The following is a 15,818-nucleotide window of genomic DNA, read 5'->3' as shown; positions in this document are numbered from 1 at the left end:
GTAGAGGCAGAGGGGAGGCCGGTTAGCGGCGGCGAGTGAAGGACCGGGGGAGAGGCTCCCGGCACCCGTTGCGGAGCAAGACCATGACCCAGATGGAAATTCAGGCACCATCACGTATTACGTCCAACGGCTACAAGGTCGACGTCAGCAGGGGCCAGAACATTGGCCGCGTGTCGTCGGAATGGTTCAACCGGCCGCCCGACGACCGGTATCTGTCACTCACGGACCTGCATAATTCGGTGAAGCACCGATCCGAACGTAGCAAGACCCGCATCGTCGAAAGCGAGGCTATCCGCGTCGAAGCCTCTCGTGACAATCCTGAGCGGCTGACGTTGATGCTACCCGATGCTCATGCGCCGGTCACTCCGACACACTGGAGCTTCGGTCAGCTTGCCAGCCTGGTCGGCGCGCCCGCCACGTATCTGCGTCAACTTCCGGCGCCGCTCGCCGGGATAAATCTGCAGCACGGACTGCTCAATCACCGGGCCGAACAGGTCAAGACACTCGAGATCGAGAACGGCCGCCTTGAGCTGCGAGCGGTAACCGGTCCGGACTACGGCAGAATATTCGACCATGAACTTATCGAAGCGGTGCAGAAGATCGCCGGCAACGGCACCGGCGACACGCGCTGGAAGGTGCCGGGTTTGCTCGACTGGTCCACCCATATCTACAACCCGAATGTCGATATCTCGAAAGATACGACGACACTCTATGCCTCCGACCGCGATGTCTTTGTGTTCCTGGTCGACGATCTCAACCCCATCGAGGCCGGCCGGTTGCCGAACGGAGAACCAGATCTCTATTTCCGCGGATTTTATGCGTGGAACAGCGAGGTCGGGTCGAAAACCCTTGGAATTGCAAGCTTTTACCTACGCGCAGTGTGTTCTAACAGGAATCTCTGGGGCGTCGAAGATTTCCAGGAGATCACCATCCGCCATTCGAAATATGCTGCCTCGCGCTTTGCGCTTGAAGCTGAACCAGCGCTGATCCAGTTCGCCGAATCCTCGCCGATGCCCTTTGTCAACGGCATCAAGGCGGCACGCGAACGCATCGTGGCGCGCGACGATGACGATCGGACAACATTCCTGCGCAAGCGCGGCTTCTCGAAGGGCGAAACCGCGAAGATCATCGACTCGGTACTCAATGAAGAAGGGTATCCGCCGGCGTCGATCTTCGACTTCGTCCAGGGGATCACCCGGGTAGCGCGCGACAAGCAGCATCAGGACGTTCGGCTCGAAATGGAAGGCAAGGCAAAAAAGCTCCTCGACCTCGCCCACTGATCCATCCAGACGGATGATCTGCTGATCGCACGTCCGGTTTTCCCATGATCGCCCCATGCAAAGCGCCGTCCCCCCGTCCGGAGGGCGGCGCTTTTCGCCGTCGCCGGTCACTGGGAGTAAACATATAAGTGCGAATGACCGAGATTGGTGGATTCCTGCCTGACGGCTCCTGGGTGGCGAGGCCGGGATAGCAGCCGTTCAGGTGTTGAGCTTACTGCGGCGGCAACGCGCCGCCATGTCCGCCATTCGCCCACCCGGCCTCGCGTCCCGAAAGCCGCCGTCGCGAGTCCAGCTATCGCGAACGTTACCTAAGCGCCATCACTTGCGGAATCGGGGAGTCCAGCTTTCGATCAGCGCGTCTTCGTCATCGTCTTCAGGCTCAGCCTCGGAGCGCATGCTGAGCGCCTTGCACGTTAGAATCGTCAGAGTACGCCCGTACTGCCCAAGTCCGACCACCTCTTCGGTGATGCGATAGTTGCCGCCGCCGCCCATCCAGTCACTCAACCGTTTCTGGCCCTCGTCGCGTTGACCTGTACGCACATTTTCGGGGCTGGCATTAAACTGCGCCGTAATGGTGCCTGAGGGAACGCCGATGCCCTTTCGCAGAAAGGTCAGTCCTTTCGCCTGCTTGAGGCCATCAGACATGAAGCACCAGTCAACGGCGTCGCCTGTCGTGCAGATGACTGCAACACCGTCTGATGTGAGGGTGCAGTATCGGATGGCGGTCGCCGTCAACGACGTTTCGCATTCTCTTCGGAGCGCCTCGACGCAGGCCAAGCCCGCATCCCGATCCGCAATCGCCTTCTTGAACGGCGCTTCCGGCATGAGAAGCGCGGCTGCGAAGTGATCCGCCTCTTGTTCGAAAGGATCACCTGACACGAAGCCCGCGCGTGATTGATGAACACCTGTCGTGAGCAGCGCTTCGGGGTGTCCTTCAATGAAGTAATGCCCCAGTTCGTGGCTGATGCTGAACCTCTGAAAGCCACGGCTGGGAATGTTCGTTGCGTACATGATGCCGAAATCATCGCCGGCTTTGATTAGCATACCCGAGACGCCTAAAGCTGTGTCAGGCTTGGGCTGCACCATGATCCCCTTGGTGGCAGCGATTGCTTCGGGGTCGACCCACAGTCCTTCAATCTTCATCTGCCGAAGCACTGCATTGGCAGCAGCCTCAGCCAGAGCACGACGTGCGAGCCGTGGCTTCGTGTTCATTCGCTTGCCTTCGCACCTCTCTGTTTGGCCAGCAGGCCCACGAAATCCGTGGCGAGCTTCAGGTCTTCCTCGGTGAGCTTGCTCAGGTCGCGGTGAAGGCGTCCGACTGTTTCTGCTGAGGCCTCGGGCGTATCGGATCGACCGAGCAAATAGTCGGTGGTCACATTGAGGGCCGAAGCCAAGGCTTTGAGATTGTCGAACGACGGTTTCCGCGGGCCCGACTCGAAATGAGACACCGAAGCAGCCGGAAGCCCGGCTTTGGCAGCAAGTTCGGCCTGATTCAGGCCACGGAGTTTGCGGGCGTCTTTGAGACGTTCCTTAAAAATATCAGTGGCTTGGGCTTCCGGCATGGTGCTTTCAACATGGATAACTTGACGTTTCCGCCATTCCGAGTCATTGTCATGGTGGTCATGGCAATTATGCCATGGCGGAATCGCATGGCGCAAGCCAGAAACCTATGGGCCAAAGATGGCAAAGAATGACAGGTTTGTCGTTCGGCACGGCAACGACTGGGCGGTGAAGAAGGGCGGCGTGGCCGCACCGGAAAGCATCCACCACAAGCAAAGCCGCGCCGAGCAGCAGGCGAAATCGACCGTTCGTGATCTCGGAGGCGGGGAAGTCCGCATCCAGGGGCGCGACGGAAAGTGGCGTGACTCTGACACTGTCGCGCCGGCGCGTGATCCGTTTCCGCCGCGCGACAAGAAACACTAACGAACAGGAGAAGAAAAATGGCGAACAACAATCACGGTCAAGGTGGCGGTCAAGGCGGTAGCAATCCCGGCCAAGGCGGTGGCGGCAACAACGAGATCACCATCCACATGGACAAGAAGCAGTTCAAGTCCCCGAGCCCGACGACCGGGGCGGCGCTCTACACGCTAGGCCAGGTCGCCACAGGTTACGATCTATGGCGCGAGGTTCACGGCAAGGGCGATGACGAACTTATCGCGAACAACGCCACGCAGGTGATCCTGAAAAACGGTGACCACTTCTACACCGCACAGTCCTCGTTGAACCCGGGCGCTGACCATGTCAGCGACTGATGTGGAAGAACTCTTGCCGGAGACTGATCGGGATTTTCTGGTCGCCGCCGGCTATGAGCACGCGATCGAACGGGTTGGGGACCACGTCCACATCGTCATCAAGAATTTCCCGTTGCCGCGTTACAAGCCGCAGAGCGCTGATCTGCTGATCAGGGTGAAGAACGGTTACCCAAATGCGAAGCTGGATATGTTCTGGACGTATCCAGACGTGTCGCTGCCCAATGGCGGCGTCCCTCTAAAAGCCGACGTTCATGAGCAGTACGGGGGCCGCAATTGGCAGCGTTGGTCCCGGCATATCGCCGACGGAAAATGGCGTCCGGGTGTCGACAACTTACGGTCGTATCTCACGACGGTGAAAACGGAGCTGGCCAAGGGGGGTTGATGCGCTACTCCGTCACCTTCCTCGAGCATGATTACGAAGCCTTGGAAAAGCATTTGGCGGCCAGTACCGATGAGCAGGCCGCGTTTTTGATTTGCAGGATTGCACAGGCCGAAGGCGAGACCAGGCTTTTGGTCCGGGAGTTGTTGCCGGTGACCGGCGAAGACGTCATCGAGCATTCTCCTGTCCACATGAAGATCGCGCCGCGCGCCTACACACGCGCCATGAAGCGCGCCAATGACGAAAAATCCTGCCTTCTCTTCGTCCACTCCCATCCGAACGGCTACCCGGATCATTCCGCTCAGGACGACGTCGAAGAAGCGAAACTCTTCAAGACCGCTTATACTCGTATTCGCACGCCCGGCGTTCACGGGTCGTTGGTGCTCACGCCGCAAGGACTCTCCAGTGCGCGCGTTTGGCTGCCGGATGGAGCGAGCGCTTCGATCGAACGCATTCGTATTGTTGGCAGACGCGTAAGGTTTTGGTTTTCACAGCAGGGCACGACCGAAATCCCCACATTCTTCGATCGTCAAGTCCGGGCTTTTGGCCCAGACATTCAGCGCCTATTATCGCGCCTACGGGTTGGCATCGTCGGCGTTGGCGGCACTGGATCTTCTGTCCTTGAACAACTTATCCGCCTTGGAGTCGGCACGATCTACATCTCCGACGGAGAGCGTTTTGAATCCTCGAATGTGAACCGCGTCTACGGGTCCCGCGTCATTGATGACACGCTCCCCAAAATCAAGATCGCACAGCGCCTGGCGGCGGAGATTGGATTAGGCACGAAGGTCGAGCTCATTGATAAGCCGATCTCATATCAATCTGCGCTCAAGACATTCCGGGACTGCGATATTGTGTTCGGCTGCACGGATGACGAGCTTGGTCGTTCGCTCCTGAATACCTTCGCGATCTACTACTACATCCCAGTCTTTGACATGGGCGTCAAAATCGACTCCGACGAGGGTGTTATTCGGTCCATCAATGGGCGGGTCACAACGCTGGTGAATGGAGCCGCCTGCTTGCATTGCCGGGGCAGAGTTTCTGCCGAACGCATCGCGGCTCAGGCGGAATGGGAAGCTGATCCTGAGGGCGCGCAGGCCCTTCATGATGAAGGCTATCTGCCGGAACTCGGGGACCCGGCTCCGGCTGTGGTGGCTTTTACGACCACAGTCGCAGCAAGTGCAGTGTCCGAATTTCTGCACCGTCTCACCGGCTTTATGGGACCGGAGCGCGAAAGCACGGAAGTCTTGCACCTGATCGACCAAACGTCGGTTCGGACCAATCGGGTTGCGTCGCAGCATGATTGTTTCTGCGCGGATAAATACCATTGGGGTCGCGGCGATGTGCGCCCTTTCCTCGATACGACATGGCGGGCTGAATGAAGAGACTGATTGCCTATCTCAGACGTCTTTGGCTTCGGTTTCGTCGCCGTCACGAGATCGCATCGATTGTTCAGGTCAGCAGTCGTTCGGAGCTTCCCACTAGACTAGGGACCTCTCTCTACCTCGTTGGCGATCCACCGAAATGGGCAGTCCTAAAATGCCCTTGTGGTTGTGGCGACACCATCGACGTCAACCTTATGAAGGCGCGCAGTCCTGCCTGGCAGTTATCTGTTGTCAACGGGAAAGCGAGCTTTCATCCGTCTTTGTGGATGCCCAAAGATAAGTGCGGTGCGCATTTCTGGATCAGAAATGGGAAGATTACCTGGGTTTGACTTTCATAACGGCATGACGTGGGTCGCAGTGGATCCCTGATGGCGCAGCGTAGGTCTGCTCGTGAGACCTTTGAAACAGAAGCGGGCAGTCCGCCGCCGGCAGTCAATCTGCCGTTCACCTCAACGAAAATCTTGGGTTGCCGCCGGGCGATATTCGCGCCTTACTACAACCGGGTATAGGCAAGTGGCTTGGGTTATGACGTTGATGAAGCGGACGGCGCTCTCTGCCGTCTTCATGGCAGTGGCAATCGGGTTCGGATCAGGCACCGCTGTCGCGGATGATGTATCCAGTTCCGGAACGGGATTTTTCGTCAACGATCAGGGCTGGGTGGTCACCAACGCCCACGTCGTGGAAGGCTGCACGAGCGTCAGTGTTCCGCAGATAGGGACAGGCGACGCCTTGGCGGTCGATAAGCAAAATGACCTCGCCGCCTTCAAGCTCTCATCCGGCATCGGGAAGTCGCATCTACCGCTACGCCGCTCCCAACCGAGGCTTGGCGAGGATATCGCCGCCTATGGCTTCCCCCTCGACGGTATTTTGTCGGACTCCATCAAGGTCACCACGGGCAATATCAATTCCCTGGTGGGGATGGAAAACGACACCCGCTATCTGCAGGTTTCGACGCCGCTACAGCCCGGCAATTCCGGCGGCCCGATCCTCGATCAGTGGGGATCGGTTGTTGGCGTCTCAACCGCCGTGCTCGGCACAAAATTCACCGATGCAACAGGTATAGCGCCTCAGAACGTCAATTTCGCGGTTCGGTCAAACGTGGTCGAACTGTTCCTGCAAAGCCGAGACATCAAGTACGACAGCGCCGATCCGGGACAGGATGACAAACCGCTGTCCACGGCCGATCTATCCGACAAGGCGGTTCCGGCAGTCGTGAAGGTTCTCTGTCATGGCGGGGCTACGACTACGGCAGAAGCCGAGGCGTCCGACAAGCCGACGGTGCCGAGCACGATGCCTCGCCCGGCTATCCGCTCATTCAGTCCTGCCGACAGCTACGATGTCATGGGCTTCGATTACGCGACCCTGAAGAATGTTTCCGAAGCCGAGTGTGAGAACGCATGCCAGGGCGATCTATCATGCAAGGCCACGACCTATAACAGGAAGGCCCGTTTCTGCTTCCTGAAGAGTGACGCGAAGATCCTCGTCCGCAATGTTGATGCCGTGGCGAGCGTCCAGAGCAACCTTACGGGCAGTCTTATCTTTTCGACGTTCGTTATCAGGTCGGGCCGTGACATGGCCGGCGGCGACTACAGCAGGATTCGAAACACCAACTTCATTGCCTGCTATGCGGCCTGCGAGACAGACTACCAGTGCCGGGCGTTTTCGTACGTTCGCAAGAAGAACGAATGCTGGCTGAAAGACCGGATCGGCTACGTCAACACGAAAAATGGCGTCGACCTGGGCCTGAAGTGATGGCTTTCCCCAGAATAGGCCTGCTCCTGATACCCGTGGCAGCCGCTATCGGATATTTCGCTGGCGACGGTCTTGATGCTGTTCGACCCTATGCAGCGGCGGTCACCCAACATTCTTCCGTCGCATCCAACGGTTCGCCTCCTGGGAGGTCGATCACAGGTCGCGCTTCGGTCATTGACGGCGACACCATCGAGATTTCTGGCCAAAGGATTCGTTTCAACGGTATCGACGCCCCTGAGGGTGCTCAGCGCTGCAATGACGCATCAGGCCGGTCCTATGCCTGCGGCAGGGAGTCCGCGAATACGCTGGACGAGTTCTTGGCATTATCACGCCCGGTCACATGCAAGTTTGTCGAATGGGATCAATACGGCCGCTTCGTCGGAAATTGTATCCGCGCCGACGGTGCTTCCGTGCAGGAATGGCTTGTGAAGAACGGTCATGCGCTCGATTGGCCCCGATATTCGCATGGGGCTTTCTCAGGGCAGGAGAAGGCGGCCAGAAAGTCTAAGCGGGGCGTTTGGCAGGGTGACTTTCAGAAACCATGGGAATGGCGAGCGGCACAACGGGGCCAGGCGGCTCCTGCCGCTCCCAGCCCCGCCGTTTCCCTCGTCGACCAGTCCGGCTGCAACATCAAAGGCAACATCAGCGCCAAAGGCGAGCGCATCTATCACGTCCCTGGTCAGAAATTTTATAGCCAGACGAAAATCTCCGCGGGGAGAGGCGAGCGCTGGTTTTGCTCCGAGGCAGACGCGCGGCAAGCTGGCTGGCGCAAAGCGCGGCGTTGAACGCCGATGTTAGCTCCCAATCCTGATTATCCTCCTCCGGATCCTTGGCCATGCGGCTGGGTTCTGTTCGGAATGGCGCTAGGGATCATCGGCCCCGTGACAATATGGTGGTTGCTGGGCTGAACGGCAGCTATCTGCTGGGTCCGCTCCAGGGCCGGACAGTCAGCAGTCGGCCTCTCCCTTGACAGAGACATTTCCCGGCACAGTAGGCCGGGCGAACAGCAACGGCCAGGTTTGGTCGCTTGCTGAATGGCAGTTATTCGCTGAGCACGCCCGATACCGGACAGTCTCTTACCGGCCCCGGTTCAGCTATAGATCGCTCGTACTGGCAGTTAGTGCGTACCTTAGTTGCCCATGGGCTAGGCACTTTGTTGTACAGTAAGACATGCGATGAGACCCGGCCCGTCCTTGCGCATGGTGAGCGTGAGTCCTGCCCCCTGTCTTTCGGCCGCTGCTTTCGCGATCGCCAGTCCCAAGCCGCTCCCCTCGCTGTCCTGGGCCCCGGCACGGAAGAATCGCTCAAAGACGCGGGGCATGTCGTCCTCCGCAATGCCAGGGCCGGTGTCGCGGATTTCTATCCGGGCTTCCGGCCCCTCGGCTATCACCGCGACATCGACGGTTCCGCCACGCGGCGTGTATCGCACGGCGTTCTCCGCGAGGTTGCCGAGGATGATTTCCAAATCGGCCGAGGAGCCAGTCACCATGGCGCTGTCCTGGCGGGTGATACCGAGGTCGATCCCCCGACTCTCTGCGAGCGGGGTCAAACGCGCAACGGTGTCGAGCGCAAGCTGGACTAGATCGATCGGCTGCGGTGCAGGTGCTGCCTCATGGGCATCGTAACGCGCCAGGCGCAACAGCTTACCCACAAGGCTTCCGGCCCTGCCTATCCCGGCTTCCAACTCGGCCAGGCGTTCGGAAAACCGGCCGTCTCGATCGTCATGCCGAAGGTTGTCGATCTGAATCTGCAATGCCGAAAGCGGCGTGCGCAGTTCATGCGCCGCGTCTGAAACGAACCGCCGTTGCCGTTCCAGCAGAGCGCGCAGCCGCGCGAGCAGGAGATTGATCGAACTGACGAAAGGAATGACTTCGGCGGGCACGTCGTCCGTGGGTACGGGATCGTCAGCGCCGCTGCTGCGCGAGGCGACGGCTGCCGCCAGGCGGTCGAGCCGGGCCATGATGCGGTCGATGATCCAGCCTAGCGTCAGCAATGACAGGGGAATCAGGATCATGATCGGAATGGCTGCTTGCAACGCCGCGTTGGCCGCCAGTTCCTGCCGGACCCTGGTGTCCTGCGAAACCTGAACGGTCCGGTCCGGCCCCACCAGCGTGTAGACGCGCCAGTCCGTGTCGCCGGTCGAAATATCGGCAAACCCGGTCGCAGGTCGCAGGACAAGACCGACGGCTGGATGCGACTGCCGCACCGGCCGGCCGGACGCATCCCAGACCTGGACGACGAAATCGTCCTCGGGGTCGTGCGGTGCCTCGCTGACGGGGTTTGCCGCAGGCGACGAACGCGCGTCCCCGACATAGAGGGCGATCTGCCGTAGCTGGTTGTCGAGGAAGGCGGAGGCCTCGTTGCGGACAAGGAGGTAGGAGGTCGCCGCCGCGCAGATGCCGATCGCCGTCATCAATCCGGCGAGCCACAGGAAAGCGGTGCGGCGGATCGAAATCGCGTTCGTCACTTCGGAACCATCCAGCCGGCGCCCCGGACATTGCGAATGATGTCCTTGTCGAACTTGCGGCGCACATAGTGGATGAGCACGTCGATGGCGTTGCTTTCCACCTCCTCGCCCCAACCATAGAGCCTTTCCTCGAGCTGGGCGCGGGAGAGGATCGTTCCGGGCCGCTCCAGCAGCGCCTGAAGCAAGGCGAATTCGCGCGCCGGCAACACTTCGCCGCTGCCGCGATATGTGACCTCGTGGCTCGCCAGATCCAGTTCGATCTCGCTCGTGCATAGGATTGAGACCGCCTGACCGCCATGCCGGCGCAGGACGGCGCGTATGCGGGCAAGCAGCTCCTTCACTTCGAACGGCTTGACCAGATAGTCGTCGGCCCCGAGATCAAGTCCGGCGACACGATCGTCGAGTCCGTCGCGCGCGGTAATCACCAGGATCGGCCTCTTGTCGCCGGCGGCGCGCAACGAGCGCAGGATTTCCAGGCCCGAACGGCCGGGCAGGCCGATGTCCAGCAAAACGAAGCCATGGCCGCCGACGGCAACGGCTTCTTCGCCGAGATGCCCGTCGCGCACCCAGTCTGCCGCCATGCCGGCGTCGTCGAGGGCCTGCACCAAGGCCCTTCCGAGCATCATGTCGTCTTCGATCACCAGGACACGCATGATGCAAGACGTAACCGAAACGGATCCGCCTGCACAGGTTCCGGTGCTCTAAGACCCTTCTAATTCTACTGACGTCCTATGCCTTACCAAGTTCGCACAGGAGCCCTGGCCATGACCGCGTATTACCGCCTGTCTGCTGCACTCGTCGTCTTGTTCATGGTGGCCGGGACGTTTCCCGCCGCCTGGGCGCAAGAGAAACTCGTGGCACCGGAGACGAACCCACCGGGTGACATTCCGGACAACCAGGTCTTCATTACCTACAGTTCTCCCGACGGATTTGATCTGAAAGTGCCCGAGGGATGGTCACGAACCGCGATCGACCATGGCGTCCGGTTCTTCGACAAATATGATGAGATCGACGCCACCCTTGGCGGCGCAAGCGCTGCTGCAACGGCCTCTTCGGCCAAGACTCACGAAATTCCGGACCTCAAGGCAACCGGACACGCCGTCAAAGTCACCGCGGTCAAGGATGTGAAGCTCACGGCCGGACCGGCCGTTCGCATCAGTTATCTCTCGAATTCCGCGCCAAATCCGGTCACGAACAAGCAGATCAGGCTCGAACACGAGCGCTTCATCCTGTTCAGGAATGGCAAAACCGTAACCCTCGATCTCTCCGCACCGGCTGGCGCTGACAATGTCGACCAGTGGAAACTTATTTCCAATTCGCTGCGGTGGAGATGAGACCATGCCTGCGCTGGAAACAACCGAGCTTTACCGCTTCTTCCATGCCGGCGACGACGAAGTCGTGGCCCTGCGCGGGGTTGCCCTCACGCTCAACGAAGGGGAGTTCACTGCGTTGAGGGGACCGTCGGGCAGTGGAAAGTCGACGCTGCTTTCCTGCCTGGCCGGAATCGATGAACCGGACGGTGGCGCGGTGTCGATCGGGGGCGAGCGCATGACCCGGCGCCCCGAGCCCGAGAGGGCGCGGTTGAGGGCGCGCCATTTCGGCATCCTCATGCAGTCCGGAAATCTGTTCGGGCACCTGACGGTGCGGGCCAACCTGCGTCTCCAGATGGAGCTGTCCGGCCGTGGCAAGCCTACCGAAATCGACGACCTTCTCGGCAATCTCGGCCTCGATGGTCTCGCCGATACTTTGCCCGCCCACCTTTCAGGCGGCGAGGCCGCTCGCGCCGGCCTGGCCGTGGCACTCTCGGCAAAGCCCCCAGTACTGCTCTGCGACGAGCCGACGGCGGAAGTCGATGCGGCGACGGAACAACTCGTCATCGATCGCCTCATCGAAGACTGTCGAAGAGGCGCTGCCGTCCTGGTCGTCACGCACAGCCCGGCGCTCGCCGCACGAGCCGATCGCGTCGTCGACATCCGTGATGGAAGCATTGTGCATGGGTAGGACCCTGGTAGTAGCCACCGATCTTTGGCGAAGCTTCCAGCGTGAGCGAGGCGTCGTGACGGCCGTTCGGGGTTGCTCCTTCAGGATTCATGCCGGCGAGACGATCGCGATCATGGGACCTTCGGGTTGCGGGAAGACGACGCTCCTGAATCTGATCGCCGGCCTGGACGTCCCGAGTTCGGGCCACGTGGAATGGCCAGCACTCGGCGCCACCGACACATTGCGCCCAAAGCGTATCGGCGTCGTCTTCCAATCCGCCAACCTGATGCCCGCACTCACGGCCGTTGAAAATGTCGAGTTGCCGATCCTTCTCGGCAACGGCGCGGAATCCAGGATCCGCGCTCTAGCCGCACTTTCGGCTTTCGGGGTCGAAACCCAGGCGTCGAAGCTTCCTGAACAACTCTCCGGCGGTCAGGCGGAGCGGATCGCCGTCGCCCGAGCCATCGTGACGGACCCGGAACTGATCGTCGCCGACGAGCCGACAGGTCAGCTCGATCAGGCGGGTGCCATGGCGCTGGTCGATCAGCTCCTTGCCTGGGGGCGTGGGGCGGAAACCGCCATCGTCGTCGCCACGCATGACGAGAGAGTGGCGGCAAAGATGAACTGCATCTGGCGTATGCGTCACGGCAAAGTCGAAAGCATGGTCGGGAGGTCCGCATGTACCGGCATTGGCTGATCGGACTTGTCCGAACCGGCTCCGGCCGGCTCATGGGCACCATCGGCGGTGTCGCGCTGACGGTTGCCTTCATCGCTTGCCTGGGAGCCTTTCTGCAGTCCAGCGCGGCCGGGATGACGGCGCGGTCGATCGCGCAGGTGCCCGTCGATTGGCAGGTTCAGCTCCAGCCAGGGGCGGACCGCGGGGCGGTCGAGGCTGCGATTCGTTCTGCCGCGGCGGTTATCGGCCTCCAATCGATCGGTTATGCCGATGTACCAGGCTTTGAGGCAACGACCGGAGGCACCGTCCAAGCCACCGGCGGCGGCGAGGCGCTAGGCATCGAGCCAGGCTATTTCGGCCAGTTCCCGGCACAGGTTCGACGGCTGGTCGGGTCGGTAGACGGTGTTCTGGTCGCGCAACAGACGGCCGCCAACCTGCATGTCACGGTGGGGGACCAGGTCGTCATCCACCGCCACCAGACGTCCGACGTCGCCGTGACCGTCGCCGGTATCGTCGATTTGACCAACGCCGATGCGATGTTTCAGGCAATCGGCGTCGCCCCCGGCGTCGCGCCACAGGCTCCGCCCGATAACGTCATGCTGTTGCCGATGCCCCAGTGGCGGCAAATATTCGCGCAGCAGGGCGCAAACCGGCCTGACACCGTCAGGACCCAGTTCCATGTCAGCTTCGATCATCGCGATCTGCCTGCCGATCCGGTTGCCGCCAGCAACGCGGCGACAGAGCTTGGCCGCAATTTCGAGGCGCGCGTCGCGGGAGCGGCTCTGCTTGCCAACAATCTGGCGGCTCGATTGGAGGCGGTGCGCGAAGACGCCCTCTATGCCCGGCTGGTCTTTCTGTTTCTTGGCACTCCCGGGGCTGTCCTCGCTATCCTGCTTACCCTTGCCGTCGCCGGCGCCGGGCGTGACAGGCGCCGCCGTGACCAGGCATTGCTGCGCTTGCGAGGGGCAACGGTCGATGCCGTTCTTCGCCTGGCCGCAGCTGAAGCGATCCTCGCGGGCGTCGGCGGTGCGGTTCTCGGGGTTCTCCTCGGTGCGCTTGCTGCGCATTTCCTCCTCGGGGCGACACTCCTACGTGGGGTCGCTATTCCTTTGCTCAGCGCCGTGGCCGGGCTCGCGCTGTCGCTCGCTGCGATCCTGCTTCCCGCCTGGCATGATGCTCGTAGTTCCACCATTGCGGCCGGTCGGCGACCGATAGGCGAGCATCGGACGCCCTTCTGGGCTCGCGGTTATCTGGATCTCGTGCTGCTTGCGCTCGCGGCGGCGCTCTACTGGCGTTCGGCGGCGAGCGGATACCAGGTCGTCCTCGCGCCGGAGGGCGTGGCGGCGACGGCGGTAGACTACACCGCGTTCCTCGCCCCTATGACGCTATGGATCGGTCTGGCGCTGTTGGCCATGCGGCTCGTCGGGGTCGGGCTACGGCAAGGTCGGCCAGTGCTAGCCAAGTGCTTGCGACCAGTCGCCGGACGTCTGGCGGATGTGGTGGCTGCGACATTTGGGCGACAAGGCCGCCGCCTGACTGCCGGCATCGGCCTGGCTGCGCTTGCTTTCGCCTTTGCCTCGTCAACCGCGATTTTCAACGCAACCTATGTGGCCCAGGCGCGGGTCGACGCTGAACTCACCAACGGCGCTGACGTCACCGTTACGGGCACATCCGCCGCGCCCGCCTCCCAAGTCCTTGGCAGCCTCTCCAGGTTACCGGGCGTGGCGGCGGCCGAGCCGATGCAACACCGATACGCCTACGTCGGAACCGACCTTCAGGATCTCTATGGCATCGATCCTGCACGCATCGGGAGGGCCACGGCCATGTCCGATGCCTATTTCGCCAATGGCAACGCCGGGGCGACACTCGCCGACCTCGCGCAAACGCCCGATGGCGTACTGGTCTCCCAGGAAACCGTGAACGACTATCAACTCAGCCGCGGCGACAGCATCAACCTTCGTCTGCAAAACGTGGCCGATCACCAATATCACGTCGTGCCCTTTCACATCGTGGGCGTGGTGCGCGAATTCCCGACTGCGCCCAAGGATTCGTTCCTGGTCGCCAACGCAGCTTACATCGCCCGGCAAACCGGTTCCGCGGCAGGCGAGATTGTTCTCGTTCGATCGAACGGTGATCCCGCCCGCATCGCTTTGGCCGCCCGAAATGCGACTGCGGATATCCCCGGACTGAAGGTCAGCCAGATCGGCGATGCCGTCGCCTTGATCGGATCCAGCCTCACTGCCGTCGATCTCGCCGGCTTGACGCGACTGGAGTTGATCTTCGCGCTTGTCATGCTTGCCGCATCGGGCGGGCTGGTACTGGGCCTCGGCTTTGCCGACCGCGAGCGCTCCTTCGCGATTCTCGTGGCCCTGGGGGCCCGGCCACGGCAACTCGGTGCCTTCGTCTGGAGCGAGGCGGCTTTGGTCATCGGCAGCGGCATGGTCTTGGGTCTCACAGCCGGTACGCTGATTGCCTATGTCCTCGTCAAGCTGCTGACAGGAGTGTTCGATCCGCCGCCAGAGGTGCTTTCGGTGCCGTGGCTCTACCTTGCTTCTCTCGTCGTCACGGCGGCGGCGGCCGCTCTGGTAGCCTCGACGGGTGAGGCGATGCGCAGCCGGACACACGTCACGGACAAGCTCAGAGGCGGGTGAATCTCCGTTTTCCCGCAACCCATGCCGCCACTACGGGAAAAGACAGATCGGCGGCCCAGACCTTGAAAGGATAAGCAGATGAAGCCGCAAACGATCATAGCCGCCATGCTGGTTCTGGCACCGATCAGTACCGCATTCGCTGCCCAGACATCCGGCACGATCACCGCAATCAGCAAGAATGCAGACACGATCACGCTGTCGGACGGCAAGACTTATTCCCTGCCCGAAGGGATCGAAGACACCAAACTTCGCATCGGCGAAAAGGTCCAGCTAACTTATGCGGACAAGGGCGGTAAGGCGGTTGTCTCCCACCTGCTTCCGCAAAAATGAAAATTACGGCGGCCGGTGCAATTACCGGCCGCCGCTTTCGCGCGCGGTCGGCAGCCGATTGCTCGTGCCCAGCGCCACGCAGCTCTAATTCTCAGCTAATTGAGCCTGCGTATTCATCACCGAACGCCAAGGAAGAGCGGAAGGCGCGTCGAGCTATCGCTGCGGGCAGGCCGTTCAACCGGCGAGGGGCGATGCGGAAACAGCGCCCTTCTTGTGACGCCAGAACTCGGGGAAATCCACCGATGAAACAGATTTTTCTAGCCATCGCGCTCATTGCCGCTCCCGTGGCGGCTTTCACAGGTTTTGAGCTCTACGCCAGCAACGCGCCCGCCAAGGCGGCGGGGCTTGGCGACCTTTCATCCTTCAAGACCATCATCGCCGACGTCCAGACCCTCGCCTCCAAGGGCGATCTTGCCGGTGCCGCCAAGCGCGTCACCGACTATGAGACTGCCTGGGACCAGGCCGAGACGGCGATCAGGCCACTGAACCAGACCGACTGGGGCAACATCGACGCCGCCTCGGATGCCGCGCTGAAGGCGCTGCGCCAATCCCCGCCGTCGGCGGACAAGGTCAACAAGACGCTCGCCTCGCTGATGGCCGTCCTCAACGATCCGGCCCGGCCGGCTTCGTAGGCGCACGTCACCCGCACCGCCGACCTTTCCCTCC

The 15,818-nt window shown here is 61.3% G+C and carries 18 protein-coding genes; 14 read left to right on the top strand and 4 right to left on the bottom strand.

Annotation, left to right across the window (positions count from 1 at the left end):
* Positions 1–83 precede the first annotated feature (83 nt).
* Positions 84–1,280 carry a DUF932 domain-containing protein gene (locus tag ABMA46_RS14165; protein WP_349000265.1) on the top strand — a complete coding sequence of 399 codons (1,197 nt, stop codon included), beginning with the start codon at positions 84–86 and terminating at the stop codon, positions 1,278–1,280.
* A gap of 318 nt (positions 1,281–1,598) precedes the next feature.
* On the opposite strand, the gene ABMA46_RS14160 is transcribed toward ABMA46_RS14165, so the two are convergent.
* Both ABMA46_RS14160 and ABMA46_RS14155 read right to left on the bottom strand, forming a co-directional pair.
* Positions 1,599–2,492, bottom strand: coding sequence for an ImmA/IrrE family metallo-endopeptidase (locus ABMA46_RS14160; protein ID WP_349000264.1), 894 nt, complete (start codon positions 2,490–2,492; stop codon positions 1,599–1,601).
* Entirely contained in the window at positions 2,489–2,842 is a 354-nt protein-coding gene (locus ABMA46_RS14155) for a helix-turn-helix domain-containing protein (protein WP_349000262.1), read from the bottom strand. The genes ABMA46_RS14160 and ABMA46_RS14155 overlap by 4 nt, the downstream gene beginning before the upstream one ends.
* A 118-nt stretch (positions 2,843–2,960) precedes the next feature.
* Here ABMA46_RS14155 and ABMA46_RS14150 point away from each other — a divergent pair, with 118 nt between their 5' ends.
* The 7 genes from ABMA46_RS14150 to ABMA46_RS14125 all read left to right on the top strand — a co-directional run bounded on the left by ABMA46_RS14150 (position 2,961) and on the right by ABMA46_RS14125 (position 7,833).
* The gene (locus ABMA46_RS14150) at positions 2,961–3,203 is read left to right on the top strand and encodes a DUF2188 domain-containing protein (protein ID WP_349000261.1); all 243 of its coding nucleotides are present in this window, start codon (positions 2,961–2,963) and stop codon (positions 3,201–3,203) included.
* A gap of 17 nt (positions 3,204–3,220) precedes the next feature.
* A complete protein-coding gene (locus tag ABMA46_RS14145) occupies positions 3,221–3,532 on the top strand; it encodes a hypothetical protein (protein ID WP_349000260.1) in 312 nt (103 codons plus the stop codon).
* Positions 3,519–3,914 carry an E2/UBC family protein gene (locus ABMA46_RS14140; RefSeq protein ID WP_349000258.1) on the top strand — a complete coding sequence of 132 codons (396 nt, stop codon included), beginning with the start codon at positions 3,519–3,521 and terminating at the stop codon, positions 3,912–3,914. Before ABMA46_RS14145 ends, ABMA46_RS14140 begins: the two co-directional genes overlap by 14 nt.
* The gene (locus ABMA46_RS14135) at positions 3,914–5,293 is read left to right on the top strand and encodes a ThiF family adenylyltransferase (protein ID WP_349000256.1); all 1,380 of its coding nucleotides are present in this window, start codon (positions 3,914–3,916) and stop codon (positions 5,291–5,293) included. Before ABMA46_RS14140 ends, ABMA46_RS14135 begins: the two co-directional genes overlap by 1 nt.
* Positions 5,290–5,625 (top strand): ubiquitination-like system serine protease family protein, encoded by a 336-nt coding sequence (locus tag ABMA46_RS21375; protein ID WP_425475745.1) that lies wholly within the window; start codon positions 5,290–5,292, stop codon positions 5,623–5,625. The genes ABMA46_RS14135 and ABMA46_RS21375 overlap by 4 nt, the downstream gene beginning before the upstream one ends.
* Positions 5,626–5,821: 196 nt before the next feature.
* Positions 5,822–7,048: a trypsin-like peptidase domain-containing protein gene (locus tag ABMA46_RS14130; RefSeq protein ID WP_349000254.1), complete on the top strand. Its 1,227-nt coding sequence runs from the start codon at positions 5,822–5,824 to the stop codon at positions 7,046–7,048.
* Between the two features lie 35 nt (positions 7,049–7,083).
* Positions 7,084–7,833, top strand: coding sequence for a thermonuclease family protein (locus ABMA46_RS14125; RefSeq protein ID WP_349000253.1), 750 nt, complete (start codon positions 7,084–7,086; stop codon positions 7,831–7,833).
* A gap of 359 nt (positions 7,834–8,192) precedes the next feature.
* Here the strand turns inward: ABMA46_RS14125 and ABMA46_RS14120 are convergent, their stop codons facing one another.
* Positions 8,193–9,515, bottom strand: a complete 1,323-nt coding sequence (locus ABMA46_RS14120; protein WP_349000251.1) for an ATP-binding protein — start codon at positions 9,513–9,515, stop codon at positions 8,193–8,195.
* Complete coding sequence (locus ABMA46_RS14115; protein WP_349000249.1) at positions 9,512–10,168, bottom strand: response regulator; 657 nt, start codon at positions 10,166–10,168, stop codon at positions 9,512–9,514. The genes ABMA46_RS14120 and ABMA46_RS14115 overlap by 4 nt, the downstream gene beginning before the upstream one ends.
* A 111-nt stretch (positions 10,169–10,279) precedes the next feature.
* Here ABMA46_RS14115 and ABMA46_RS14110 point away from each other — a divergent pair, with 111 nt between their 5' ends.
* From ABMA46_RS14110 to ABMA46_RS14085, 6 genes are all read left to right on the top strand, one after another.
* The gene (locus ABMA46_RS14110; protein WP_292841596.1) at positions 10,280–10,849 is read left to right on the top strand and encodes a hypothetical protein; all 570 of its coding nucleotides are present in this window, start codon (positions 10,280–10,282) and stop codon (positions 10,847–10,849) included.
* A 4-nt stretch (positions 10,850–10,853) separates the two neighbouring features.
* The gene (locus tag ABMA46_RS14105; protein ID WP_349000246.1) at positions 10,854–11,516 is read left to right on the top strand and encodes an ABC transporter ATP-binding protein; all 663 of its coding nucleotides are present in this window, start codon (positions 10,854–10,856) and stop codon (positions 11,514–11,516) included.
* Positions 11,494–12,192, top strand: coding sequence for an ABC transporter ATP-binding protein (locus tag ABMA46_RS14100; RefSeq protein ID WP_349000244.1), 699 nt, complete (start codon positions 11,494–11,496; stop codon positions 12,190–12,192). Before ABMA46_RS14105 ends, ABMA46_RS14100 begins: the two co-directional genes overlap by 23 nt.
* Positions 12,174–14,822, top strand: a complete 2,649-nt coding sequence (locus ABMA46_RS14095; RefSeq protein ID WP_349000242.1) for an ABC transporter permease — start codon at positions 12,174–12,176, stop codon at positions 14,820–14,822. The genes ABMA46_RS14100 and ABMA46_RS14095 overlap by 19 nt, the downstream gene beginning before the upstream one ends.
* Before the next feature lie 78 nt (positions 14,823–14,900).
* Positions 14,901–15,152: a DUF1344 domain-containing protein gene (locus tag ABMA46_RS14090; RefSeq protein WP_349000241.1), complete on the top strand. Its 252-nt coding sequence runs from the start codon at positions 14,901–14,903 to the stop codon at positions 15,150–15,152.
* 242 nt (positions 15,153–15,394) lie between these two features.
* Positions 15,395–15,784, top strand: coding sequence for a hypothetical protein (locus tag ABMA46_RS14085; RefSeq protein WP_349000239.1), 390 nt, complete (start codon positions 15,395–15,397; stop codon positions 15,782–15,784).
* Positions 15,785–15,818 lie beyond the last annotated feature (34 nt).

Source organism: Mesorhizobium hunchu (assembly GCF_040081975.1).
GTDB classification, from domain to species: domain Bacteria; phylum Pseudomonadota; class Alphaproteobacteria; order Rhizobiales; family Rhizobiaceae; genus Mesorhizobium; species Mesorhizobium hunchu.
Note: the sequence above shows the minus strand (reverse complement) of the source record. Positions and strands in the feature narration are given on the sequence as shown.

What these genes read in the sequence shown, in the direction of transcription:
- ABMA46_RS14105 (WP_349000246.1), top strand. Translation starts at nt 10,854, where the DNA reads ATGCCTGCGCTGGAAACAACCGAGCTTTACCGCTTCTTCCATGCCGGC.
- ABMA46_RS14095 (WP_349000242.1), top strand. Translation starts at nt 12,174, where the DNA reads ATGTACCGGCATTGGCTGATCGGACTTGTCCGAACCGGCTCCGGCCGG.
- ABMA46_RS14135 (WP_349000256.1), top strand. Translation starts at nt 3,914, where the DNA reads ATGCGCTACTCCGTCACCTTCCTCGAGCATGATTACGAAGCCTTGGAA.
- ABMA46_RS14165 (WP_349000265.1), top strand. Translation starts at nt 84, where the DNA reads ATGACCCAGATGGAAATTCAGGCACCATCACGTATTACGTCCAACGGC.
- ABMA46_RS14140 (WP_349000258.1), top strand. Translation starts at nt 3,519, where the DNA reads ATGTCAGCGACTGATGTGGAAGAACTCTTGCCGGAGACTGATCGGGAT.
- ABMA46_RS21375 (WP_425475745.1), top strand. Translation starts at nt 5,290, where the DNA reads ATGAAGAGACTGATTGCCTATCTCAGACGTCTTTGGCTTCGGTTTCGT.
- ABMA46_RS14085 (WP_349000239.1), top strand. Translation starts at nt 15,395, where the DNA reads ATGAAACAGATTTTTCTAGCCATCGCGCTCATTGCCGCTCCCGTGGCG.
- ABMA46_RS14150 (WP_349000261.1), top strand. Translation starts at nt 2,961, where the DNA reads ATGGCAAAGAATGACAGGTTTGTCGTTCGGCACGGCAACGACTGGGCG.
- ABMA46_RS14100 (WP_349000244.1), top strand. Translation starts at nt 11,494, where the DNA reads ATGGAAGCATTGTGCATGGGTAGGACCCTGGTAGTAGCCACCGATCTT.
- ABMA46_RS14130 (WP_349000254.1), top strand. Translation starts at nt 5,822, where the DNA reads ATGACGTTGATGAAGCGGACGGCGCTCTCTGCCGTCTTCATGGCAGTG.
- ABMA46_RS14145 (WP_349000260.1), top strand. Translation starts at nt 3,221, where the DNA reads ATGGCGAACAACAATCACGGTCAAGGTGGCGGTCAAGGCGGTAGCAAT.
- ABMA46_RS14115 (WP_349000249.1), bottom strand. Translation starts at nt 10,168, where the DNA reads ATGCGTGTCCTGGTGATCGAAGACGACATGATGCTCGGAAGGGCCTTG.
- ABMA46_RS14160 (WP_349000264.1), bottom strand. Translation starts at nt 2,492, where the DNA reads ATGAACACGAAGCCACGGCTCGCACGTCGTGCTCTGGCTGAGGCTGCT.
- ABMA46_RS14110 (WP_292841596.1), top strand. Translation starts at nt 10,280, where the DNA reads ATGACCGCGTATTACCGCCTGTCTGCTGCACTCGTCGTCTTGTTCATG.
- ABMA46_RS14090 (WP_349000241.1), top strand. Translation starts at nt 14,901, where the DNA reads ATGAAGCCGCAAACGATCATAGCCGCCATGCTGGTTCTGGCACCGATC.
- ABMA46_RS14155 (WP_349000262.1), bottom strand. Translation starts at nt 2,842, where the DNA reads ATGCCGGAAGCCCAAGCCACTGATATTTTTAAGGAACGTCTCAAAGAC.